Below are 20,679 nucleotides of genomic sequence, written 5' to 3'. Positions count from 1 at the left end.
CAAAACTTACAACAACTCAAAAAGTAAGCGGTTCCATTCATCAAAGAAACCTTCAGGCCATTTATCTATTTTGCCATTGTCATCAAGTTTTGGTGTGAGGATAGAAGTTGCATGATCTGCTTGTCCTTCTTCTCTATGGAAAAAGAAAATGCTAACCTTGTCAGCATCAATAACATGATGTTCTGAATCTTTTTTTGCTGCGACTCTAATGCCATTTAAAATATGGTCACTGTGCGTTTCTATAAAAAATTGCACACCCTGTTGTGCCGCCAGTGCCATCATATGTCCCATTTGAGATTGTCCTCTGGGATGTAAATGAGCTTCAGGATTTTCAAGGATTAAAATATCCCCTTTTTTAGCAGCTAAAATGGCGACAATAATAGATAAAATATAAGTAATGCCAAAACCCACATTAGTGGGACGGAATTCATTGGTGATCACATTCAATCTACCCGCATCATATTGAAAAGCAAGCCGTACTTTGTCCATATCAGGATAAATTTGGGTTTTCAGACTAATACCCGGACTTATTTCTGTTAGCCAAGCTTCAACATTTTTGAGTAAGGTTGAATCATCTGCTCTCACGGTTTTATGTTTAAGTTCAGGAATTAAAAGAGACTCATCTTTATTTAATGCCAAATAATGGATGGCAAATTCACCGTGATTACCCAGTTGCTTACGCTTTATTACTTCATAAGCTGAAGTTTCAAAAGAAGATTGTGGACTTAGTCTTTCAGCACTTAAATATTGAAAGCCTTCTTTAAAAAGACTGAAATTAAAGAAATCATCACTGATGCTATCCACACTGGTTAATACATCTTCATCCTCCTCAGCACTGAAAGTCCATTGTGCTTTTTGACCATCAACAGTTTCTAGTTCAAAATAGATGGTTTCTTCACTCCCAAATTGGGCATAAACATCACGATGTAGTCCCATATTAATTAGACTACCATTAAGCCCTAATTCCTGTTTTTGGAGTAAATTCTGTAAGTAGGATTGTCGCAATAGTAGTAGAACTTGTAAAAAACTTGATTTTCCCATGCCATTTAAACCAGCAAATAAGTTTAAATTATTGAGTTCAAGATCTGCTAACTTTAAGGCTTTAAAATTTTTAACTTTAATATGCTTAATCATAACTATTTCAGAATATTAGGATTGTCTAGTAGGTTTTTAATCAATTGTTCAATTTCTATAAATCGGGTTTTGACACCTTTAATAGTTGAAAAGCCTTTAGAAATTGAGTTTTTAAAATCCTCATTATTGTTTAGTAATAAGTTGAATAACTTAATTACTTGGGCTTTATTTGAAACTAACAGTACTCTTTTTTCATCTGTTAATTGTGATAGATTAACTGTCCATGTTTCAAATAAAGCTCCATTATACTTTGCCCTTGGTTGTTTACGAAACGCTTTATCATCAAATATTTGATAAGCCGTTTCTAGTGCTTTTGCAAACTCTTGTTTTAATTGCTCTCTCCTACTATTAGAACATTTTGCTATATTTTCCATAGCATTATCAAGAAATTTAGTGAAAGTCAATTTATAGTTATAAAATGATATTTCTCTAAACGCAATATAGCGTAGTACAAACTCTCTATCTAACATTCTATTAGTAGAGTATATAATAACTTTTTTAAACTCCGACAGTTGAGATAATTCTTGAACATAATTAGCGGCTATACCTTGATTAAGCGCATGTCGTATTTCTTGTGGATTAAGTTTTAATCCACCTGTATTAATCCTTTCATATAAACGATATTTTACTGGTTTTGGAGTTCCGGGACGTATCAAATATAATACTATTTGTGTACCTTTCATAGTTCTAATGAGATGTTTGTACACTTCATTATCTGACAAGTCTTTAAAATTTTTACCTTCAATGTCTTTAAGGAAATCTAAGTCTTTTAATTTAAGTTTATTATCAATAACAAATTTTTTAAGTGTAGATAATCTTTGTAAACCATCAACAACTTGCCACTTATTCTTGTCAGTGATGTCAAAGTAAAAAACCGGTAGCGGAAAACGAACCATTAAAGATTCAATCAGCCGACTCATTTTTACATCATCCCATAAATCTGTAGAACGTTGAAACTCAGTGTTTAAGTCTATTTCTCTATCTTCAAGCTTGCTGAGAAGGAAGTCAATATTTTGTTGTTCTAATGAAATATCAATATCTCTAGGATCAAAGCTTTCAGTTTCAGAGTGTATCATGTGATTGCCTTAGTGGTTGTTTCTGTTTTTTTACCCAATCCAAGCACGAGCATTCCAAAACATTTGCATCCAAGGTCCTTCTTCGTGTTCCCATGTCTTTGGTAGCCATGAGTATTGGCTGCTTAGGAATATTCTTTCTGGATGCGGCATCATTATTGTGAAGCGTCCGTCTGGGGTTGTTACGCCTGTTATTCCTGATTGGGAACCGTTGGGGTTGGCTGGGTAGCGTTCTGTTATGTTGCCATTGTTGTCTATGTATTGTAAGGCAATGTTGTCTGGTTTGTTGTTAAACTCGGTTCTGCCTTCGCCGTGTGATATTACTATTGGTAGTTTTGATCCGCTCATATTCTGTAGGAATATTGATGGGTTGTCGGGTATTTCTACCATTGTTAGTCGGGCTTCAAATTGTTCTGATTCATTTATGGTGAATGTTGGCCAATTTTCGGCTCCGGGAATTAGGTCACTTAGTTGTGCCATCATTTGGCAGCCATTGCATATTCCTAGTGCAAATGTGTCTGGGCGGTGGAAAAATTCTGAAAATTCGTCATAGGCACGTGGGTTGAAAAGGATGGATTTTGCCCAGCCTCCTCCTGCTCCTAGTACGTCTCCATAGGAGAATCCACCACAAGCTGCTAGTCCTTGGAAGTCTTTTAGGCTTTGAGTGCCATTTATTATGTCGTTAGTATGGACATCTATGCAAGTAAAGCCAGCTTTATCAAATGCCGCTGCCATTTCTAGGTGTCCATTTACCCCTTGTTCGCGTAATATTGCTATACGTGGACGATAAGTGGCTGTTGGTGCTTGGAATTTGAAGTTGCAATCTACTGATAAACCGGGATCTTGTGTTTCTAGTATTTTGTCATATTCTTGTTGAGCGCAGATTGGATTATCACGGAGTTTTTGCATGTGATAACTGGTTTCGCTCCAAGCGCGTTGTAATGTTTGTCTTGATTCTGTGAATATTAGTTTTTGTTGTTGATAAATGTTTAGGTGATCACTGTCGTTTGGTGTTGCTATTACATGACAATGATTTGATAAATCAGTATATTGGGCGACTTGTGCTTGTATGTGGCTAAGCTCACTAGCTTTGATTTCGATAACTGCGCCTAATTCTTCATTAAACAGTGCATCATGATCGTATAATGTAATATCTAAACCTGTATGTCCAGCAAATGCCATTTCACATAATGTGACAAATACGCCACCATCTGAGCGATCATGGTAAGCTAGAATTTTGCCTTGTTGGTTCAGGCTTTGAATTAGTTTGAAGAAGTCTTTTAAATCTTGTGGATTATCTAAATCTGGTGATTGGTCGCCGATTTTATTATATACTTGTGCTAAAGCTGAGCCGCCTAAACGGTTTTTGCCGCGCCCCAGATCTATTAATAATAATACTGTATCTCCAGCTTGCAATTCTGGAGTCAGACTACGATTAATATCTGTAACTCTGGCAAAGGCTGAAATGATTAGGGATAATGGAGATATAACTGATTTATCTTCCCAAGCGGCTTGCATAGATAGTGAATCTTTACCAACTGGAATATTAATGCCTAATTCTGGGCATAATTCCATTCCTACTGCTTTGACAGTTTCAAATAAAGCGGCATCTTCATCATTACTACCACAAGCAGCCATCCAATTAGCTGAGAAAACTATATCACCAAGACTTTCTATATAAGCGGCAGCAATATTAGTTATTGCTTCTCCAATTGCCATACGTCCAGATGCTGGTGCGTTTAATAAAGCAAGAGGTGAACGTTCACCGATAGCCATTGCTTCACCGGTGACGCTGCCATAAGTGGTTGCTGTTACTCCACAATCAGCTACTGGAACTTGCCACGGACCAACCATTTGATCACGTGCAACTAAGCCCCCTACTGTACGATCACCTATGGTAATTAAAAAGCTTTTGTTGGCAACTGTTGGTAATTTTAGAACTTTTAATGCTGCTTCCTTTGCTTGGTGGGTTTCGCTTAGCCGCTCTACCCACCCTACATTTGAATTAGAAGTAGGGTGGGTAGAGTGTAAACGAAACCCACCATTTGAATTAGAAGTAGGGTGGGTAGAGTGTAAACGAAACCCACCATTTGAAGAATTATCACTGGAAAATTCACGGCACATCTTGGGTGGTTTGCCAAATAATACTGATAATGGCATATCAATCGCAGGAGCAAGTGATAATTGTTGTTCTTCTGTGGATTCTCCAACTACTGCATAGGGACAACGTTCGCGTTCACAGATGGCTTTAAAGAGGTCTAAATTTTCTGGACTAATACCTAAAACATAGCGTTCTTGAGCTTCATTACACCAAAGTTCCATTGGTGATAAACTAGGATCAGCTACTGGTATGGCTTTTAGTTTAAAATTGCCTCCACAGTCACTATCATTAACTAATTCTGGTAATGCGTTAGAAAGTCCACCAGCTCCGACATCATGTATAGATATAATAGGATTGTCATTGCCTAAACGCGCACAGACATCTATAACTTCTTGACAGCGCCGCTGCATTTCTGGATTGCCGCGTTGTACGGAGGCAAAATCTAAATCTTCATGACTTTGTCCGGCTGCCATTGAAGATGCGGCTCCACCTCCTAAACCTATTAGCATGGATGGTCCACCTAATACTATGATTAAGCTTTTGGGAGGTATTTTTTGTTTTTCTATATGTGTTGGACGCATGTTACCTACTCCACCTGCTAACATAATTGGTTTATGATAGCCGCGTCTTTGTCCATCAACTTCCATTTCAAAACTACGGAAATAGCCACAGATAGCTGGACGACCAAATTCATTATTAAATCTACTAGCACCAATCGGAGCTTCTAACATGATTTGTAAAGCAGTTGCCATGCGTGATGGTGTGCCATATTCAGTTTCCCAATCTTGAATAGCCTCTGGAATCCGTAAATTAGAAACAGAAAATCCAGTTAAACCTGCCTTGGGTTTAGAACCACGCCCAGTTGCACCCTCATCACGAATTTCGCCGCCGCTGCCAGTAGCCGCACCGGGGAATGGTGAAATTGCTGTAGGATGATTATGGGTTTCAACTTTCATTAAAATCGCAGTTTCTTCTTTAATAGTCTGATATTCATGAGTATTAATATCAGGAGCAAAAATGCTACTATCAAAACCTTTTATTACCGCAGAATTATCATGATAAGCAGATAAAACATGTCCGGGATGTAGTTTATGAGTATTGCGAATCATTTGAAATAATGATTTACTTTGCTTATTGCCATCAATAACCCATTCAGCATTAAAGATTTTATGCCGACAATGCTCAGAATTGGCTTGAGCAAACATCATTAATTCAACATCAGTTGGATTACGTTCTAATTCAATAAAACTATCATATAAATAATCAATTTCATCCTCTGATAAGGCTAAACCTTGCTCTTGATTAGCTTGTGTAAGAGCTTGTTTTCCATCATCTAAAATATTGATAGTTCGCAAAGGGCGCATTGAATCCTGACTAAAATAGACTTGATTAATATCAGATAATACAACTTCAGTCATGCGATCATGAATTAAATCACCTAACTGCTGAATTTGCGATTCATTAAGCTTGACATCAAAACCTAAATACCAGCCACGTTCTAAGCGATTAAGATCATTCAATCCACAAACATGTGCAATATCAGTAGCTTTAGTCTGCCAAGGAGAAATAGTACCGGGGCGTGGAATGACAACCAAATATTGCCCCTCAAGTACAGATAATGAAGCATCTGGTAATAAATCAGCCAAACGAGGATGCTCAAAATCTACAAAATAGAGATACTTAGCCTCAAGCTGAGAAAGCTCAGGCACAAACTGCTGTACTTGAACTAGTAATTTATTAAGACGAAATGTTGAAAGTGCTGGACCACCTGTGTAATACATTGAAAATACCTTTGGATGTTTTTTTATGGGGAGGGAGTATAACATGTTTTGGAGTGTGATTTTTGTGATGGAATTAATTCACATTCATATAGATTAGATAATTCTGCCGCCTGTTTAACAGCCATTTCCATATCTGAAGCATAATAGCCAGTTGATGAGTTTATTACAGAATAGGCTGCTATTTTATCTGGTGCTATCCAACATTCATAACAATTTCTTCAAACACTTCCCCCCGATGCTCATAATTATTAAACATATCAAAACTGGCGCAAGCAGGAGATAATAATACCACATCACCTAATTCTGCCGCTTGTTTGACAGCCATTTCCATATCTGAAGCATAATATATTGCTACTACATCATCTAATGCTTGGGCAATTATTTTGGCATCACGCCCTATTAATACACAAGCATCACAATGTTCAGCCACTACTGGTTTTAATGCACTAAAATCTGCACCTTTGCCTTCACCGCCAGCAATCAAAACACTTTTTCGTTCTAAACCACAAATAGCCGCAATAGTAGCACCAACATTAGTTCCTTTAGAATCATTAAAGAAATCAACCCCTTGCTTATTTGCCACCCAAGAGCAACGATGAGTTAAACCTCCAAAAGTTTGCAGCGCGTCTAACATAGCAGGCATCGGTAAATTTACTGCTGTGCCTAATGCCAAAGCCGCTAAAGCATTAGCTCGCATAATTGAACCTTGTAAGCGCATTTTTTTTGTCGCTAATAAAGGCTTATTATTATGAGCTAGATATTGTTCACAAATGCTAAAATCTGCATTCTCATCATACAAACTAAAACTTAAAGTTTGTCGCCCTGTTAAAGAAATTGCACCGACATAATGATCATCACTATTAATGATAATTGTACCGTCGCCTTGATAAATTGTTTGTTTCGCTGCTATATATTCCTCTAAATCATCATCATAACGATCCATATGATCTTCACTAATATTTAATATTACTGACGCTTGAGGATTTAATGAATATATACTTTCTAATTGAAAACTAGATAATTCCAATATATATATATCTGGAGCAGGAGTAGATAACAAATCAACAGCAGGAGTACCTAAATTACCACCTACTTTCACATTCCAATTTGCTTTTATAGCCATTTCACCTAACAAAGTGGTAACAGTACTTTTACCATTAGAACCTGTAATAGCCACAACTGGTGCATTGACATGACGAGCAAATAACTCTATTTCACCAATTATTGGAATTCCTTTAGCATGAGCCTCAGCTAAAGCTGCCTCCTTTCGTGACAAACCCGGGCTTATAACAATTTCAGACGCTTGAGATAATATCTCAGCATCAAAACGATTAATGATATATGGTATATCAGGATATTTTTGTTTTAATATATCTAAGCCCGGTGGATTTGCACGATTATCCATTACACATACAGGAATATTATGCTTGACTAAAAAATTCACACAAGCCATTCCGGTTTTACCTAAACCCATAACGACGATATAATCGGAATCGGAATAAAAATTGCTCAACATAACTTTATCTTTCTTATTTATAAAAATACTATGAAAAAACCATTAATAATAATAATTACAATAATTGTATTAACTGGAATAATTGCTATTCCATATGCTACTGGTGTAGTAGCAGAACAAAAACATTCATCTTATGAAGATAGAATCTATTCAAAACTGAAAATTGTTCCAGCAGAACAAACTTATCAACGCAATTGGTTTAATTCTTACGCACAAGCATCTTTTAAAACAGATGATAACCATAATTACCTATTAACACAAGATATAGATCATGGCTTCTATCCAATTCAAAAGCCTGTCGTTCATACTATAATACAAGATCTTAGCAATACTAAAAAACCATTGTTAGAAATGATAACAACAGTGCAACTCAATGCCGATACTCTGACAACCATTAAAATTCCAGCACGCTCAATTAAAAACGGCAAAGCTGAATTACAATGGAACACTTTAGAAGCTAGTATTTATATGAAACGTCATTTAGCTGGCATAGATCTAAATTTTAATGGATCAAAAATTCAATTAGATACTGAAAAAGAACAAATTATAATTAACAATCTAAAACTAGCCACTAATTTAAAACCAGATGAATCTGATTTAATGCAAATATTAGGCAATTTATTTATTGATGATATGAAAATTAGTGGAGAAAATTTAGAAACAGTAAAATTAAAAAACATTACTTTTGAAGGAAATAATAAAAATGCCAATGAACATATAAGTCTTGCAATGAAATCTAATGTACAACAACTACAAGTAGGTACAGAAATTTACAATTCTAATTCTGTAGAACTATCTTTAAGTCATTGGCATATACCTAGTTTGAATGACATGAAAAACACTTTAGTTGAATTACAGCAACAAAATTTACCACCAGAGATGTTGAAAAACGTTGCAATGTTTAGATTAATGCCTTATGGAATTAAGTTATTAAATAATACCCCTAAAATCACAGTTAATAACTTTAATATGAATACAGCTGAAGGTAATGTAAATGGTAATTTAGAAGTGAAGATGGAACCATTTGAAGCAAGTATTTTCGGATTATTGAATAATCCATCTATACTGATAAAGGCTTTGAATGCAAAGTTAGAACTCTTAGCACCAAAAACTTTAGTTAAAAAAGTAATTAAACAACCAAGGGAAGATGTTTGGTTAGATAAAGGCATTTTAATACCCACAGAGAATGATTATTATCAAACTAAAATCAAATTAACTAATGGTGTTTTAAAGGCAAATGGCAATGAATTACCAATAAATACAACTGCTTATTAAAATATAAACACCCTTCCCCCCCCTAGATATTTAGGGGGGGGGAGAAACTTAAAACGCCTCTCTTTCCGTTTCTTTTACCACTACAACATAACGTCGTCTCTCATTATTAGATTCACATGGATAACAACTAATCAAGGTTAAACGCCTATCTAAAGTCGGTTTTACAAACTCAATTGTGGTTTTATCTACTATATAGATATTATCAACAGTATAATGCCAACGTCCATTATTAAAAGATTCAAGAACTATTTTATCATTAGCTTTTAAATGTTTTAAAAACTGAAAATATATATTGCGATGAATATTAAGTACGCTATTACCCATATAACCCGGCAATACAGTACTATTTGCATGGCTTGGAGCTAAGCTTAATATATTATTACTATTATTAAATAATATAATCTGTTCCAGCTTTAAATGTGGTACATATATACGTCCCAGCGGCCAAGTATTTGCCCAAGGCCAAGGTTTAACAATACGTCCACTAGCCTGAGTCCGGACCCATGCAGTATGCAATAAACCACGACTCAACCATGTTTTTAAAAAGATTTCTTTACCTTGAGTAAATTGCCAGATAGTAATACTAATTACAATAACAAGGAGTAAACTACCCCATCTAAAAGGACGAGACTTATTAACTATGTCATAATTAGCATACATAGGAAAGAATGACTAAAAATAAGTTTTAAATTAAGAGACAGATGATAATAATAATACAACTGCTACTAAGAACACAGAAACCCCTGCTGATGCTAATAAACTCATTCCCAAACAATGCAGTAAACTAAGTAATGGTGAAGAGGTTTCAGTATTCGATTTAATCAGATCCATAATTAACTCCATAAGGTCAAAAAAAGTGTTATTATTATTCTAACTGCTACCATAAATCAACAGTTAAAATAATAATACCATATTAATTATTTTAAATAATGATTGTCAACCACTATAATGCTGTTTACAGCATAAGTCTTGCCATAAAAACCTTATATATAGTATTAAAGTTACAGATTTTATAAAATAAATTATAATGATAGAAGTGTGGTAAAAAAATCAAAAAGAAGGGGGGAATAAAGGAAAAAAGGGAGGAAATGTGCCCAGACCTGGAATCGAACCAGGGACACAAGGATTTTCAGTCCTTTGCTCTACCGACTGAGCTATCTGGGCGAGTTATTGGTGCGTATTCTAAAGCCTTATAACTCAAAAGTCAAGAAGTATTTTTATAATTTGGCAGACAAATGCGCTATACGCACTGGTGCCGGTGGATGTGAGTCATAAAATGCTGAATATAATGGATCTGGTGTTAAGGTACTGGCATTTTCTTTATACATTTTTACTAATGCTTGTATTAAAGTTAAAGCATTGGTTTCTTCAGCCGCAAAATCATCTGCTTCAAATTCATGCTTACGGGATAACCATGCTGTTAATGGCTGTAATAAAAAAGTAAATACTGGCAATGCCAACATAAATAATAACAATCCCATATAAGTAGATGGAGTGCTAACACCTAAACCATTAAAGAACCATTGTTGTTGCATTAACCAACCTAACAAAGCTAAACCCCCAAGACTGGAAATTGCCATCCAAATAATACGTTTTTGAATGTGTTTACGTTTAAAATGTCCAACTTCATGTGCTAATACCGCAACCACTTCATCTGTAGTTAATCCATCTAACAATGTATCATAAAAAACGATACGTTTATTTTTACCAAAACCAGTAAAATAAGCATTACCATGCCCACTACGTTTAGAACCATCCATTACAAATATACCTTGACTACTAAAGCCATTGCTGCTTAATAAGTGTTCAATTGCTTGTTTTAACTCTGGATTTTCAATAGGTTTAAACTTATTAAATAAAGGAGCAATAAAAGTTGGAAATGCCCAAATCATTAAAAAACTAAAACCCATCCATACTAACCAAACACTTAACCACCAATATTCACCAGCATAGCTCATTAACCATAGAACTAAAGTGGCAAAAGGAACACCTATAATAATACTTATGATTAATGATTTAAATAAATCACTAATAAATACACCGCTGGTAGTACGATTAAAACCAAACTTGGCTTCAATATGAAAAGTACTATAAATAGTAGAAGGTAAATCTAATACACTAGAGATGACACTGAAACTTATTAAAACAGCAACTCCTCTCCATAATTCAGAATCAATACTAGTAGCCCATTGCTGATCTAATATTTCAAGTAAACCACCAAATATCCACACTAATAGTATTGCAACTTCTAAAATAAACATCTTTTGAGCAAAGCCAGTTTTTGCTAAAGTATAAGCGGCAGCTTTTTGATGATCATCAACAGAAATTTTTTCAGCAAAAGCGTCTGGCACGGAATTTTTATGCTGAGTTACATAAGCTCTATGTCGCTGAGCTAACCAAATTTGTAACCCAGTTCCAAATAGTAAAAATATTAAAAATATATAGCTAAATTCATTCATAGGTGTAATTTATGTCAAAAGAAGATAATAACAACAATTTAATTTGGATCGATTTAGAAATGACGGGGCTTGATCCACATAATGATATTATCATAGAAATAGCGACTCTTGTCACAGATGTCAATTTAAATGTTATAGCAGCAGGTCCAGAATTAGCAATTCATCAAAGTAATCAAGTACTTGAAAAAATGGATGAATGGAATACTAAACAACATGGTAAATCAGGTTTATCACAAAGAGTAAAAGAAAGCAAGATTGACATGGCAACTGCGGAAAATCTGACTTTAGACTTTCTCAAACAATATGTACCTGCAAATAGCTCACCGATGTGTGGCAATAGTATTTGTCAAGACAGAAGATTTTTATTTGAATACATGCCAACATTAGAGCAGTATTTCCATTATCGCCATTTAGATGTGAGCGCGATTAAGGTGTTAGCACAAGCTTGGAAACCTGAATTAGCCAAATTTGAAAAAGAATCAGACCATTTGGCTATGAGTGATATTCATGCCTCAATTGATGAATTGAAGTATTATCGAGAACATTTTTTGAAAATAAAATTGGTCAAGTAGCATCATATGGCTGCATCAGAATGTATAACAAAGATGTGATTGATTTATTTGATCGCGTTGATGAAGGTACTATAGTTGAAATGAAACCATAATTTTCTATTTCTTTTTCTCTTTTTTCATTAGAGATTTCTCCTGTTTTTGAAAATTGAGTAGTGTTTTTCTTTGTTTTAGCATAATTTAACTGTAGGTTGGGCTGACGACAGGATACGCAGTCACGTAGCAAAGCGGAGTAAGCTCAACCTACAAAATTTCAATTCACAATTAAAAATCAAACATTCTGAACAACCTCAGCCTTACGTTTAATAGCACCATCACATTTCACCCCCGGGCGAATTAAGTTAGCCACTACGTTCAATTTTCCCTTACTAACAGTTTGTTGCCCAACAACATTGTGTTCTACAGTATTAACATCATCTCCAACATTAGGAGTCAATAAGGAAACTTTGTTATTAGTAATATTTTTAATAGCATCATTAAGACGCTGATAATGGGTAAGCGGCTGATTCAATTTTAAACAATTCCCAACTACACTAGTTATAAAAATGCAAGGATCAACATTGGTATATAAGCTATTTAATGTGGCTTCATCATCCACCGATTTATTACTTAATAGAAGAGTTTTAATTTGAGTAATTGTGTTATCGGTTGGTTTTTCTTGTGGTTTTGGAGTTGTTGTTGGTGGTGTATATGCTTGTATCTCATTTATTTTGTCAGGGTTGGCTTGAGTAGGTGGTTGATTATCTTTAGGTTGTGTTGTTTGATTTTTGTTATATTTGATATGTAAATTTACATAACTACCCAGATTTTTATCTAAATATTTTTTTACTTCTGTTTCAACTAATTGAGATAATTGATTGTTATCAATCTCTGGAGTAGCTTGTGTATTATATGAATTTGTTTGAAGCTCATTTTTAGCTGTTACTAATTCATTACGAATTTGTTGTTGTAATTCCTTTTTTAGCTTATGAAATTCATTTTTTGATTTATCAAAGGCTGATTTTCTCTCATCTTCATTTATTGTTAAATAAGAGGGTTTTTGTATATTTTCATTATCATCATATCGGTGATTGGTTTTCTTATATTTGATTAAAAATAACTTCAATTTATCTTGAAAATAAAACGCTATACTGATTATAGTGATAATAATCACAAACAAAATAGCTAAAATAATTGATGTTAAAGTATCACCATACCTTTTCTTATGCCACTTCTTAAACCATGCCTTAAATTTTTTGTAAAAATTAATGTGTCTATCATCTGGTTTGCCTAAATATTCTGCTAATTTGAAATTTTCATTTTTATCTACCCATTTTTTGAGTTCATTGATGTCAGTTGTAGGGGGTTGTTGTTTTGGATTTATAAAACGTGAAATTATTTCAATTTGTTTTTCTTGACTTAGTTTATCCTTTAAATAATGCAGCCGGTAGATATGGTATTGTTTATTATTATAAGTCCAATTCTCTTCTACTTTTTTTTGTCTGGTTAGGAAACGTATGAAATTGGGATTTTGGGTACCACCTAATTTTCCTGCACCTTTCCTTAGTTTATTCATTTGAATAATTAAAGGTTGCACCAATTTTGGTCCAATTTTATCCCAAGATTTTTTTGACCATAAGCTAACATATTTATTTCTAATATCAAACTTTTCTACTGTATTTTCATCTAATGTATGTTTATTTTTTATTTTAACTCCAACTTTATCAGGTTCAAACTCAAATTCTCCCCGTAATGCTATCCATTGCAAATTATTCTCTTCATGCGGATTCATATACACAATTTGAAACCGATAAGAACCAGCTTTTATTGGATAACTAGGTAATTGCCATTCTGAGGAGTCATTAGGAGCTTTATACATCACAAATGTATAATATGTAGCAATTTTTTCTTCAGGTGTAGTATCTTTTTCTTCATCTGTACCGCTAGACAAGCAGCTTAGCAACAATAAGCTTGCTACTAAATAAATAGTTGTTTTTATGATTTTTTGCATAATTTTTCTCTTCTTAACTTATAATAAATAGTTATTGCCATAAAGTTTAGGTTTATCCTTGTTTATATACAATTCCTGTAGATATTGCAAACCCTTAAAAATGCCTCTGGCTTTAAAAATCGCCTTGCTCTCGAATAACCCGCCTTATTGCGTGAAATGTTTTTGCCAATATTTAGAGATGCGTCAATATTATCAAAACTTGTAACAACTTAATTCTTGTTGAGTGGCGATAAACAAACCTTGCTGACTAATCAAAGGTTGTTGTATCCAAGTGCTATGAGATAAAATAGCCCCAGTTTGAATATCCAACTGATAAGCTGAGATAAGCTAAAAATTATTTGACATTTATGTAAAAAATGTTATGCAAGCTATCTAATGACAATCAGGATCATATTCCATATTAGCATCCTCAAAAGTTTCAACTTGAATAGTAGCATGTTCAATATCAAAATGATCATGTAAATGCTTTTGAATTGCTTGCAACAATACCTTATCACTTACCACCAGATGCACCGTTAAAGCTGTTTCTGTAGTGCTTAAAGCCCAAATATGCAAATCGTGTATTTGATTGACAGATTTAAGATTAGATAAATATTCTGTTATTCCTTTAGTATCAATCCCTTCAGGAACAGCATCAACTAAAAGATTAACTGAATCTCGCAACAAACCCCATGTGCCTATAAGTATAATTATCACAATAATTATACTTATCAAAGGGTCAATAATTAACCAATTAGTTTGCATAATTAACAAACCGCCAATCACAACACCAAGAGAAATAGCAGCATCTGCTGTCATATGCAAAAAAGCAGCCTTAATATTTAAATCATGCTTATGCCCTGACACAAATAACAATGCAGTAATTGTATTAATAACAACACCAATTGCAGCAACAATAATCAGAGTAGAACTTTCTACAGCTTGTGGATTAGAAAATCGTCCAATTGCTTCCCATGTTATACCTCCTAGTGCTACCAGCAATAAAATAGCACTAATAGTAGAAGCCATAACTGTTACTTTACGAAAACCATAAGTTCTTTTCTCAGATCCAGCTTTTTTAGCTAAAAAACTGGCACCCCATGCAATTAACAAACTTAAAACATCACTTAAATTATGCCCAGCATCAGCTAGTAAAGCTAAAGAATCAGCAGCAATTCCATAAGTTGCCTCTACAACAACAAAAAGAGTATTGAGAACAATACCAATAGCAAAAGCGCGATTATAATTTTCTACTTTATGATTATGAGACATTTATTAAATTTATTAGTTTAGCGGCAAAAGGTTTGCCCTTTTCATTCAAAGAAGTGCCAATAATTTTGGCTTTCAAGATTAATTTATCATCTTCTGCACGATAAATATCTTGTTTAAAAGCAAATCTGATTGCTGATAATTGCTCAAAATTCACCGCTATCCAAAATTTATCACCTGATTTCAATGGAAATTTATAATCTAATTCTGCACGAACAACTATCAGATTAATATTTTGTTTTGCAAGTTCGACAAAGTCTATTCCTTGTGCTAAGAAAAATTCATGACGAGCATGTTCCAAATAATTCATATACACAGCATTATTAACTATGCCTTGTATATCACACTCGTAATTTCTTACTTTAAGTTCTATTTTATAATCGTATTTCATAGAATAATATTTGTTATAAAATCATTTCATTTCAATAGACTTATGTCTTCATCCAATCGAAAATTAAAAAATTTATTTGATTTTATCAAAAAAATTATATAATCTTATAGTCAATATTATTTATAATAAGCATTTTTGTATAAAATATATTACAATGAGTAATTATAAACAAAATTAGTATGGTATTGGAAGTAAATTATGAAATTAAAATTAATTATCTCGATCCTTTTGGTTAGTATTAGTAATAATTGTCTTAGTAATAATGACTTTGATAAAAAAATTATTGTAGATATATCAGAACAAAAATTATATTTACATAATTATGCTAAAAAAGAAGTTAAAATTTATCCAGTGTCAACTTCTAAATATGGAATTGGTAGTGAAGCTAATAGTTATAAAACTCCATTAGGATTACATCGTATTGAAAATAAAATTGGTCATGGTGCAGAACGAAATACAATTTTTAAAGCACGTCGTAATACTGGTAGAAAAGCAATAATTAATACACCGGGTTCTGGTGATTCAATTACAAGTCGTATTATGTGGTTAAAAGGTTTGGAGCTGGGTAAAAATTCAGGAGAAGGAATAGACTCTTATCGACGTTATATTTATATTCATGGTACAAGAGAAGAAAATAAAATTGGTCAAGTAGCATCACATGGCTGCATCAGAATGTATAACAAAGATGTGATTGAATTATTTGATCGCGTTGATGAAGGTATTATAGTTGAAATTAAACCATAATTTTATGCAAGCCGTCTAATGACAATCAGGATCATATTCCATATTAGCATCTTCAAATGTTTCAACTTGAATAGTAGCGTGTTCAATATCAAAATGATCGTGTAAATGTTTTTGAATTGGTTGCAACAATACCTTATCACTTACCACCAGATGCACCGTTAAAGCTGTTTCTGTAGTGCTTAAAGCCCAAATATGCAAATCGTGTATTTGATTGACAGATTTAAGATTAGATAAATATTCTGTTATTCCTTTAGTATCAATTCCTTCAGGAACAGCATCAACTAAAAGATTAACTGAATCTCGCAACAAACCCCATGTTCATATAAGTAAATTAAAAAATTTATTTGATTTTATCAAAAAAATTATATAATCTTAAATCTTATGATAAAGATATTGATTATCGTAATTTTTTTGGGCGTGATGAAGAGATTAACAATTTTGTAGAAATTTTAGATAATAGTGATAGTCGTTCTGGTAGTTATTTAGTCACAGGTTATCGTGGCGCGGGTAAGACAAGTTTTATTAAAAAAGTTATGGATATTATATCGAATGGTTATCCATCTATAGCTTCTTATGATACTTGGTATGCTAGATTATTGATCAGTTTCCTAAACCTTCTAATTTTATATCCAATATAAATATCCCTACATATTTAATAACAATATTTAGAGATAAGTATATTGAGACTGTTGAAGGTAATGCTAAACCATTTAGATTAAGAAAAATTATTAGTATCTTGATTTTGATATTATTCAGTTTTATATTCACAATTCTAAGTTTGAGCTTTTTTGATATATTTCACAAATATATGGAAACAAAGACACATATGGTAGTTTTTAACACTACTGAATTTAGTCAAAATTATTGCAATGGCTCCATCTCACATAGATTGAATTTACCTCATATAAAATCTAAGGATAAATGGACTATAGATGTTGAAGGCACAAAATATATTTTAGAACAAGACTCGGCAACTAAATCTGGTTATCCTTCAGCTTTCAGAGAATATCTATTAGTTCCTATCTATTGTGGTATTCATACTTTCTCTCAATATTTTTATAATTTTTATCATTATCAGCATGATTTGGCTTTTTTTAATCGTGTCAGCAATGTGTTTCTTTATTTGGAAAATATAGTAAAAAAGTCTAAAGAGAATAAAGCAGCTACCCCATATCAAATTGCATTATTTCTCATAATTTTATTACTCTTAAATTATTTAAGAATACGGTTTAGCTCCACTAAAAGAATCATTCGTCGCCTAGATGAACTTTACAAACGTATTCAAGCAAAATAGTAATAAATTTTTTATACAACCACGTATTATATTTCTATTTTATGAACTTGATAAAATTGATCCACCAGAAGAAAATATACAAACTGGAAAAGTATCTCCAGTGGAAGTTGGATTATCAGAATCCACTCGTCAACGCCAACAAGAAATTGAAAAGTTATTAGCTACTTTAAAAAATTTAATTACTACTGCTTCTTGCAATAGCATTTTTGCCGCTGGAAGAGAAATGTTAGACGCTAATTTAGCTGATAGAGGTGAAATACGCTTTTTGCATGGAACCTTATTTGATCGAGTTTTTTATATTTCCAGTTTTCTAACTGATACTTCTGATAATAATGGTGATGATATTAGTAGCATGATAGAACAATATGTTTGTCGTCGTTTGATGTCTCCTGTTTATGCCAGAGCAAGTTATGTTTCATTGATGAAAGAAGCAAAAATAAAAGACATTAATGATTATGAATATTGGTCATTAAAAGTATATATGCAATATCTTAAAACTTTGAAAGTTGAAGAGGATTATCGTTTTAAAGTTCTGATATTTTTGCAATATTTTATATATTTCTTAAGTTATCGCAGTGGAGGCAATACTAAAAAATTAGATTTACAGTTTGAAGAATTGATATGCTGCTAGATAAAATCTTGTCTCCTTATATACAGAATATAGATAATGGTTTATATAGCTTTCATTTTTCGCGTTATATTCAACGTGAAATAGTTTATATTTCTCAATTTAACGAAGAAGAAATGGCAGCGTTTAATTTTTCCTTGGATGAATCAATTCAAATTAAGCAACATTATCGACAAATTTTAAATGAGCAAACCAAGTTATATAAAGAAGAACATCCTAAGTCTGAAGAAATACGAGGAAATTATGTTTTCTCGAATTTACATGCTCAAGATAATGAATTTGATCAAGCATTAACAGAATATCTACATGCTGCTTCTCATTTAAATAGAAATTTATTTTCAAAATCATCAGAAGATGTCACTTCTCCTATAATTTTCTATATACAGGTTTTATTAAAAATAGGCTTATTGCAAGAACGACGTATGCTTTATGATGCTGCAATTGTGAGTTATTCTCGCGCTATGGAAATTATAAAAAGGTTTTTTGATTTTAACTTTGTTAAAGAAAACTTTGAAGAACTAAAAATATTATTCCAGCCTTATTTATGTTTAAGTTTTTTACATGCTAAACGGGATCATAGTTTAGATGCAGCTAATTCTTTCATGAAAAAATATAAAGATTTAATTCTGGATATTGCAGAATCAGAATCTACAGCTCAAGAATTATTAATATACCAACATAATATTCGTTGGGCTGAAATGTTCATGATGCGTTCACAATTTAAAAAAGCGATTGACAAATATATCAAGGCTATCAATCAATTCAAGTATTGTGATATAAGTGAAAGTCTGGCTGGATTAGCTGATGCTTGTACAGCTTTAGCTCTAAAGCAATGGTATGAACAAAAGAAATTATCAATCAATTTTCCGCCTGAGAGTGCATATAATGTCAGTGATGAAAATTTGCAAAAACATTTTGATAAAAATGTTACATTAATTATCAAATCAAATCAAATAGACTCATTAATAGATAAAGCATTACACCTATATGTATTAGCTTCACACGCTTACCGCTTATCAGCTTCACCTGATAAAGAGTCTTTAATGTTATGGAAACTAGCTTATGTAGTAGGATATGGTTTAAATTATATGGATAGTAATTTAGAACAGAAAGATGATATAAATTGGCTGTTTCGTAACTTGAATACTGAAAATCATAATAAAAATCCTATACGTAACGGATTCGCACAAATTTTTGGAGGTTCTTATTCAGTGCATCGCAATCGTCTAAAAAACGAAATTGGTGTAAATGACGAGAAGGTTCTTAGATGGATTACCCCACCACTAACACAAGTATTACTAGTTTTAGGTCATTTTTGGCATTCATATTGGGGTGATGGAATAGATGATGAAGGTAAGCCAGCTAAAATGGATGAAACTGCTTTTAAAATGCTAGATATGGGTGCATTTCCAATGAAAGCTAAGATTTTAGCGCAATACTTAAAAGCGCGTTGGTATCAAACCAAAACCAACAATAAAGCAGAGGCATTTCGATTATATGTAAAAGCTCTGGAAAATGGACAAGCCTATGAAGGTGGTTTAGATTCAATTTCATTATCATTGGGTATGATATATTTTCATATATGGGAAATTGTTAAAGATAATGATCTCAGTGAAATTAAAATACATCAAGAGTTTAAAGGAGATATGCAAAGATATTTCTCCGAATCTCATTGTCGTAATCGAACCAAAAAATATTTAACGGAGTTATTAAGCCGACATCATATAGATGGTATAAATCCAAAGCGATTTTTTACTTATATGAATAAACAATATTATTTATATAATGATTTCTCAGATTCTTATGTTAATGGAGTGTGGGCGATAGAATATGGTTTAGTTCCAGTAGCACAAGATATGTTGAAACAGATAAATGAGGATATTTTATGAGTGAGATTAACGTTAAACAGATTAGAAAAGCGGCAGAACTTTTAGGCATGAAGCCTAAAGATTTGATTGTTGATAAGAAAATTACTGTAGATGCAAAGTTAATAACAGCAGACATCAAATCATATTTTGAAGAAAAAGTAGAAAGATTACTGAAATTTAATCAACCTTCTCTAAATTTTCAAACACTTATAGAGGATTTATATCTAAATTTCACATCTTTCAGAATACATAAAGTATGTGTTGTAGGAATAATGTTACTATTTTTAATAGGTTTATTGTATTTTATTGGTTGGAATTATTTATCAAGCAATTGGGATACAACAAAAGATTTAATAAAAATAGTTATAATATTATTTACTATAACTACCTTGATGTTATCAATCTTAATATTTGCTTGGATGTTCTGTATAGTCATTTACTACTGGATAACTGAAAAAAAATCTCCACAACTATATGCTGTAGAAGAACTTGTGAAAATAATTGATATAATTGATAAGCAAGAAAAATATTAATATTTATTCTGTAGGTTGGGCTGACGACAGGAAGCCCAACAAATTCACAATTCTTCCTGTCTCTTATACACATCT

At 32.7% G+C, this 20,679-nt stretch carries 20 protein-coding genes and 1 tRNA gene; 9 read left to right on the top strand and 12 right to left on the bottom strand.

What is annotated here, in order from left to right; all coding sequences use genetic code 11:
- Positions 1-6 precede the first annotated feature (6 nt).
- From BHU68_RS14865 to murD, 4 genes are all read right to left on the bottom strand, one after another.
- A complete protein-coding gene (locus BHU68_RS14865; protein ID WP_069471692.1) occupies positions 7-1,134 on the bottom strand; it encodes an AAA family ATPase in 1,128 nt (375 codons plus the stop codon).
- 2 nt (positions 1,135-1,136) lie between these two features.
- Complete coding sequence (locus tag BHU68_RS14860; protein WP_069471693.1) at positions 1,137-2,210, bottom strand: DUF262 domain-containing protein; 1,074 nt, start codon at positions 2,208-2,210, stop codon at positions 1,137-1,139.
- Positions 2,211-2,240: 30 nt separating this feature from the next.
- Positions 2,241-6,089 carry a phosphoribosylformylglycinamidine synthase gene (purL, locus tag BHU68_RS14855; RefSeq protein ID WP_069471694.1) on the bottom strand — a complete coding sequence of 1,283 codons (3,849 nt, stop codon included), beginning with the start codon at positions 6,087-6,089 and terminating at the stop codon, positions 2,241-2,243.
- Positions 6,090-6,282: 193 nt separating this feature from the next.
- Entirely contained in the window at positions 6,283-7,605 is a 1,323-nt protein-coding gene (gene murD, locus BHU68_RS14850; RefSeq protein ID WP_102135578.1) for a UDP-N-acetylmuramoyl-L-alanine--D-glutamate ligase, read from the bottom strand.
- Between the two features lie 30 nt (positions 7,606-7,635).
- Between murD and BHU68_RS14845 the strand changes: the two genes are divergently transcribed.
- Positions 7,636-8,880 (top strand): DUF945 family protein, encoded by a 1,245-nt coding sequence (locus BHU68_RS14845; RefSeq protein ID WP_069471695.1) that lies wholly within the window; start codon positions 7,636-7,638, stop codon positions 8,878-8,880.
- Positions 8,881-8,928: 48 nt separating this feature from the next.
- On the opposite strand, the gene BHU68_RS14840 is transcribed toward BHU68_RS14845, so the two are convergent.
- The 4 genes from BHU68_RS14840 to BHU68_RS14830 all read right to left on the bottom strand — a co-directional run bounded on the left by BHU68_RS14840 (position 8,929) and on the right by BHU68_RS14830 (position 11,339).
- Positions 8,929-9,540: a sortase gene (locus BHU68_RS14840; protein WP_069471696.1), complete on the bottom strand. Its 612-nt coding sequence runs from the start codon at positions 9,538-9,540 to the stop codon at positions 8,929-8,931.
- 30 nt (positions 9,541-9,570) lie between these two features.
- The gene (locus BHU68_RS17440) at positions 9,571-9,711 is read right to left on the bottom strand and encodes a hypothetical protein (RefSeq protein WP_171899667.1); all 141 of its coding nucleotides are present in this window, start codon (positions 9,709-9,711) and stop codon (positions 9,571-9,573) included.
- 260 nt (positions 9,712-9,971) lie between these two features.
- Positions 9,972-10,044 (bottom strand) — tRNA-Phe (locus BHU68_RS14835).
- A 53-nt stretch (positions 10,045-10,097) separates the two neighbouring features.
- The gene (locus BHU68_RS14830; RefSeq protein WP_069471697.1) at positions 10,098-11,339 is read right to left on the bottom strand and encodes a M48 family metallopeptidase; all 1,242 of its coding nucleotides are present in this window, start codon (positions 11,337-11,339) and stop codon (positions 10,098-10,100) included.
- Between the two features lie 11 nt (positions 11,340-11,350).
- On the opposite strand from BHU68_RS14830, the gene orn reads away from it, so the two are divergent.
- A complete protein-coding gene (gene orn, locus BHU68_RS14825; protein WP_069471698.1) occupies positions 11,351-11,911 on the top strand; it encodes an oligoribonuclease in 561 nt (186 codons plus the stop codon).
- 20 nt (positions 11,912-11,931) lie between these two features.
- A complete protein-coding gene (locus tag BHU68_RS17955) occupies positions 11,932-12,003 on the top strand; it encodes a hypothetical protein (RefSeq protein WP_083234168.1) in 72 nt (23 codons plus the stop codon).
- A gap of 176 nt (positions 12,004-12,179) precedes the next feature.
- On the opposite strand, the gene BHU68_RS14820 is transcribed toward BHU68_RS17955, so the two are convergent.
- The 3 genes from BHU68_RS14820 to BHU68_RS14810 all read right to left on the bottom strand — a co-directional run bounded on the left by BHU68_RS14820 (position 12,180) and on the right by BHU68_RS14810 (position 15,537).
- Positions 12,180-13,898 (bottom strand): hypothetical protein, encoded by a 1,719-nt coding sequence (locus BHU68_RS14820; RefSeq protein ID WP_069471699.1) that lies wholly within the window; start codon positions 13,896-13,898, stop codon positions 12,180-12,182.
- Between the two features lie 372 nt (positions 13,899-14,270).
- Complete coding sequence (locus tag BHU68_RS14815; RefSeq protein WP_069471700.1) at positions 14,271-15,149, bottom strand: cation diffusion facilitator family transporter; 879 nt, start codon at positions 15,147-15,149, stop codon at positions 14,271-14,273.
- Positions 15,139-15,537, bottom strand: coding sequence for an acyl-CoA thioesterase (locus tag BHU68_RS14810; RefSeq protein WP_069471701.1), 399 nt, complete (start codon positions 15,535-15,537; stop codon positions 15,139-15,141). The genes BHU68_RS14815 and BHU68_RS14810 overlap by 11 nt, the downstream gene beginning before the upstream one ends.
- 198 nt (positions 15,538-15,735) lie before the next feature.
- On the opposite strand from BHU68_RS14810, the gene BHU68_RS14805 reads away from it, so the two are divergent.
- On the top strand, positions 15,736-16,281 hold the full coding sequence (locus BHU68_RS14805) for a L,D-transpeptidase (RefSeq protein WP_069471702.1): 546 nt from the start codon (positions 15,736-15,738) through the stop codon (positions 16,279-16,281).
- Positions 16,282-16,296: 15 nt separating this feature from the next.
- Here BHU68_RS14805 and BHU68_RS14800 read toward each other — a convergent pair whose 3' ends face one another.
- Positions 16,297-16,587, bottom strand: coding sequence for a cation transporter dimerization domain-containing protein (locus tag BHU68_RS14800; RefSeq protein WP_069472996.1), 291 nt, complete (start codon positions 16,585-16,587; stop codon positions 16,297-16,299).
- Positions 16,588-16,625: 38 nt separating this feature from the next.
- Between BHU68_RS14800 and BHU68_RS14795 the strand changes: the two genes are divergently transcribed.
- The 5 genes from BHU68_RS14795 (at position 16,626) to BHU68_RS14775 (ending at position 20,604) form a co-directional block, all read left to right on the top strand.
- Complete coding sequence (locus BHU68_RS14795) at positions 16,626-16,919, top strand: ATP-binding protein (protein ID WP_069471704.1); 294 nt, start codon at positions 16,626-16,628, stop codon at positions 16,917-16,919.
- A gap of 170 nt (positions 16,920-17,089) precedes the next feature.
- Positions 17,090-17,575, top strand: a complete 486-nt coding sequence (locus BHU68_RS14790) for a hypothetical protein (protein WP_141699505.1) — start codon at positions 17,090-17,092, stop codon at positions 17,573-17,575.
- Positions 17,544-18,206 carry a hypothetical protein gene (locus tag BHU68_RS14785; RefSeq protein ID WP_069471706.1) on the top strand — a complete coding sequence of 221 codons (663 nt, stop codon included), beginning with the start codon at positions 17,544-17,546 and terminating at the stop codon, positions 18,204-18,206. Before BHU68_RS14790 ends, BHU68_RS14785 begins: the two co-directional genes overlap by 32 nt.
- Positions 18,197-20,092, top strand: a complete 1,896-nt coding sequence (locus BHU68_RS14780; protein ID WP_069471707.1) for a hypothetical protein — start codon at positions 18,197-18,199, stop codon at positions 20,090-20,092. Before BHU68_RS14785 ends, BHU68_RS14780 begins: the two co-directional genes overlap by 10 nt.
- A complete protein-coding gene (locus tag BHU68_RS14775; RefSeq protein WP_069472997.1) occupies positions 20,089-20,604 on the top strand; it encodes a hypothetical protein in 516 nt (171 codons plus the stop codon). Before BHU68_RS14780 ends, BHU68_RS14775 begins: the two co-directional genes overlap by 4 nt.
- Positions 20,605-20,679: the final 75 nt, after the last annotated feature.

The organism is Candidatus Marithrix sp. Canyon 246 (assembly GCF_001723685.1).
In the GTDB taxonomy this organism is placed as follows: Bacteria; Pseudomonadota; Gammaproteobacteria; order Beggiatoales; family Beggiatoaceae; genus Marithrix.
The sequence above is the reverse complement of the archived record's forward strand: the minus strand, read 5'-3'. Positions and strand labels throughout refer to the sequence as shown.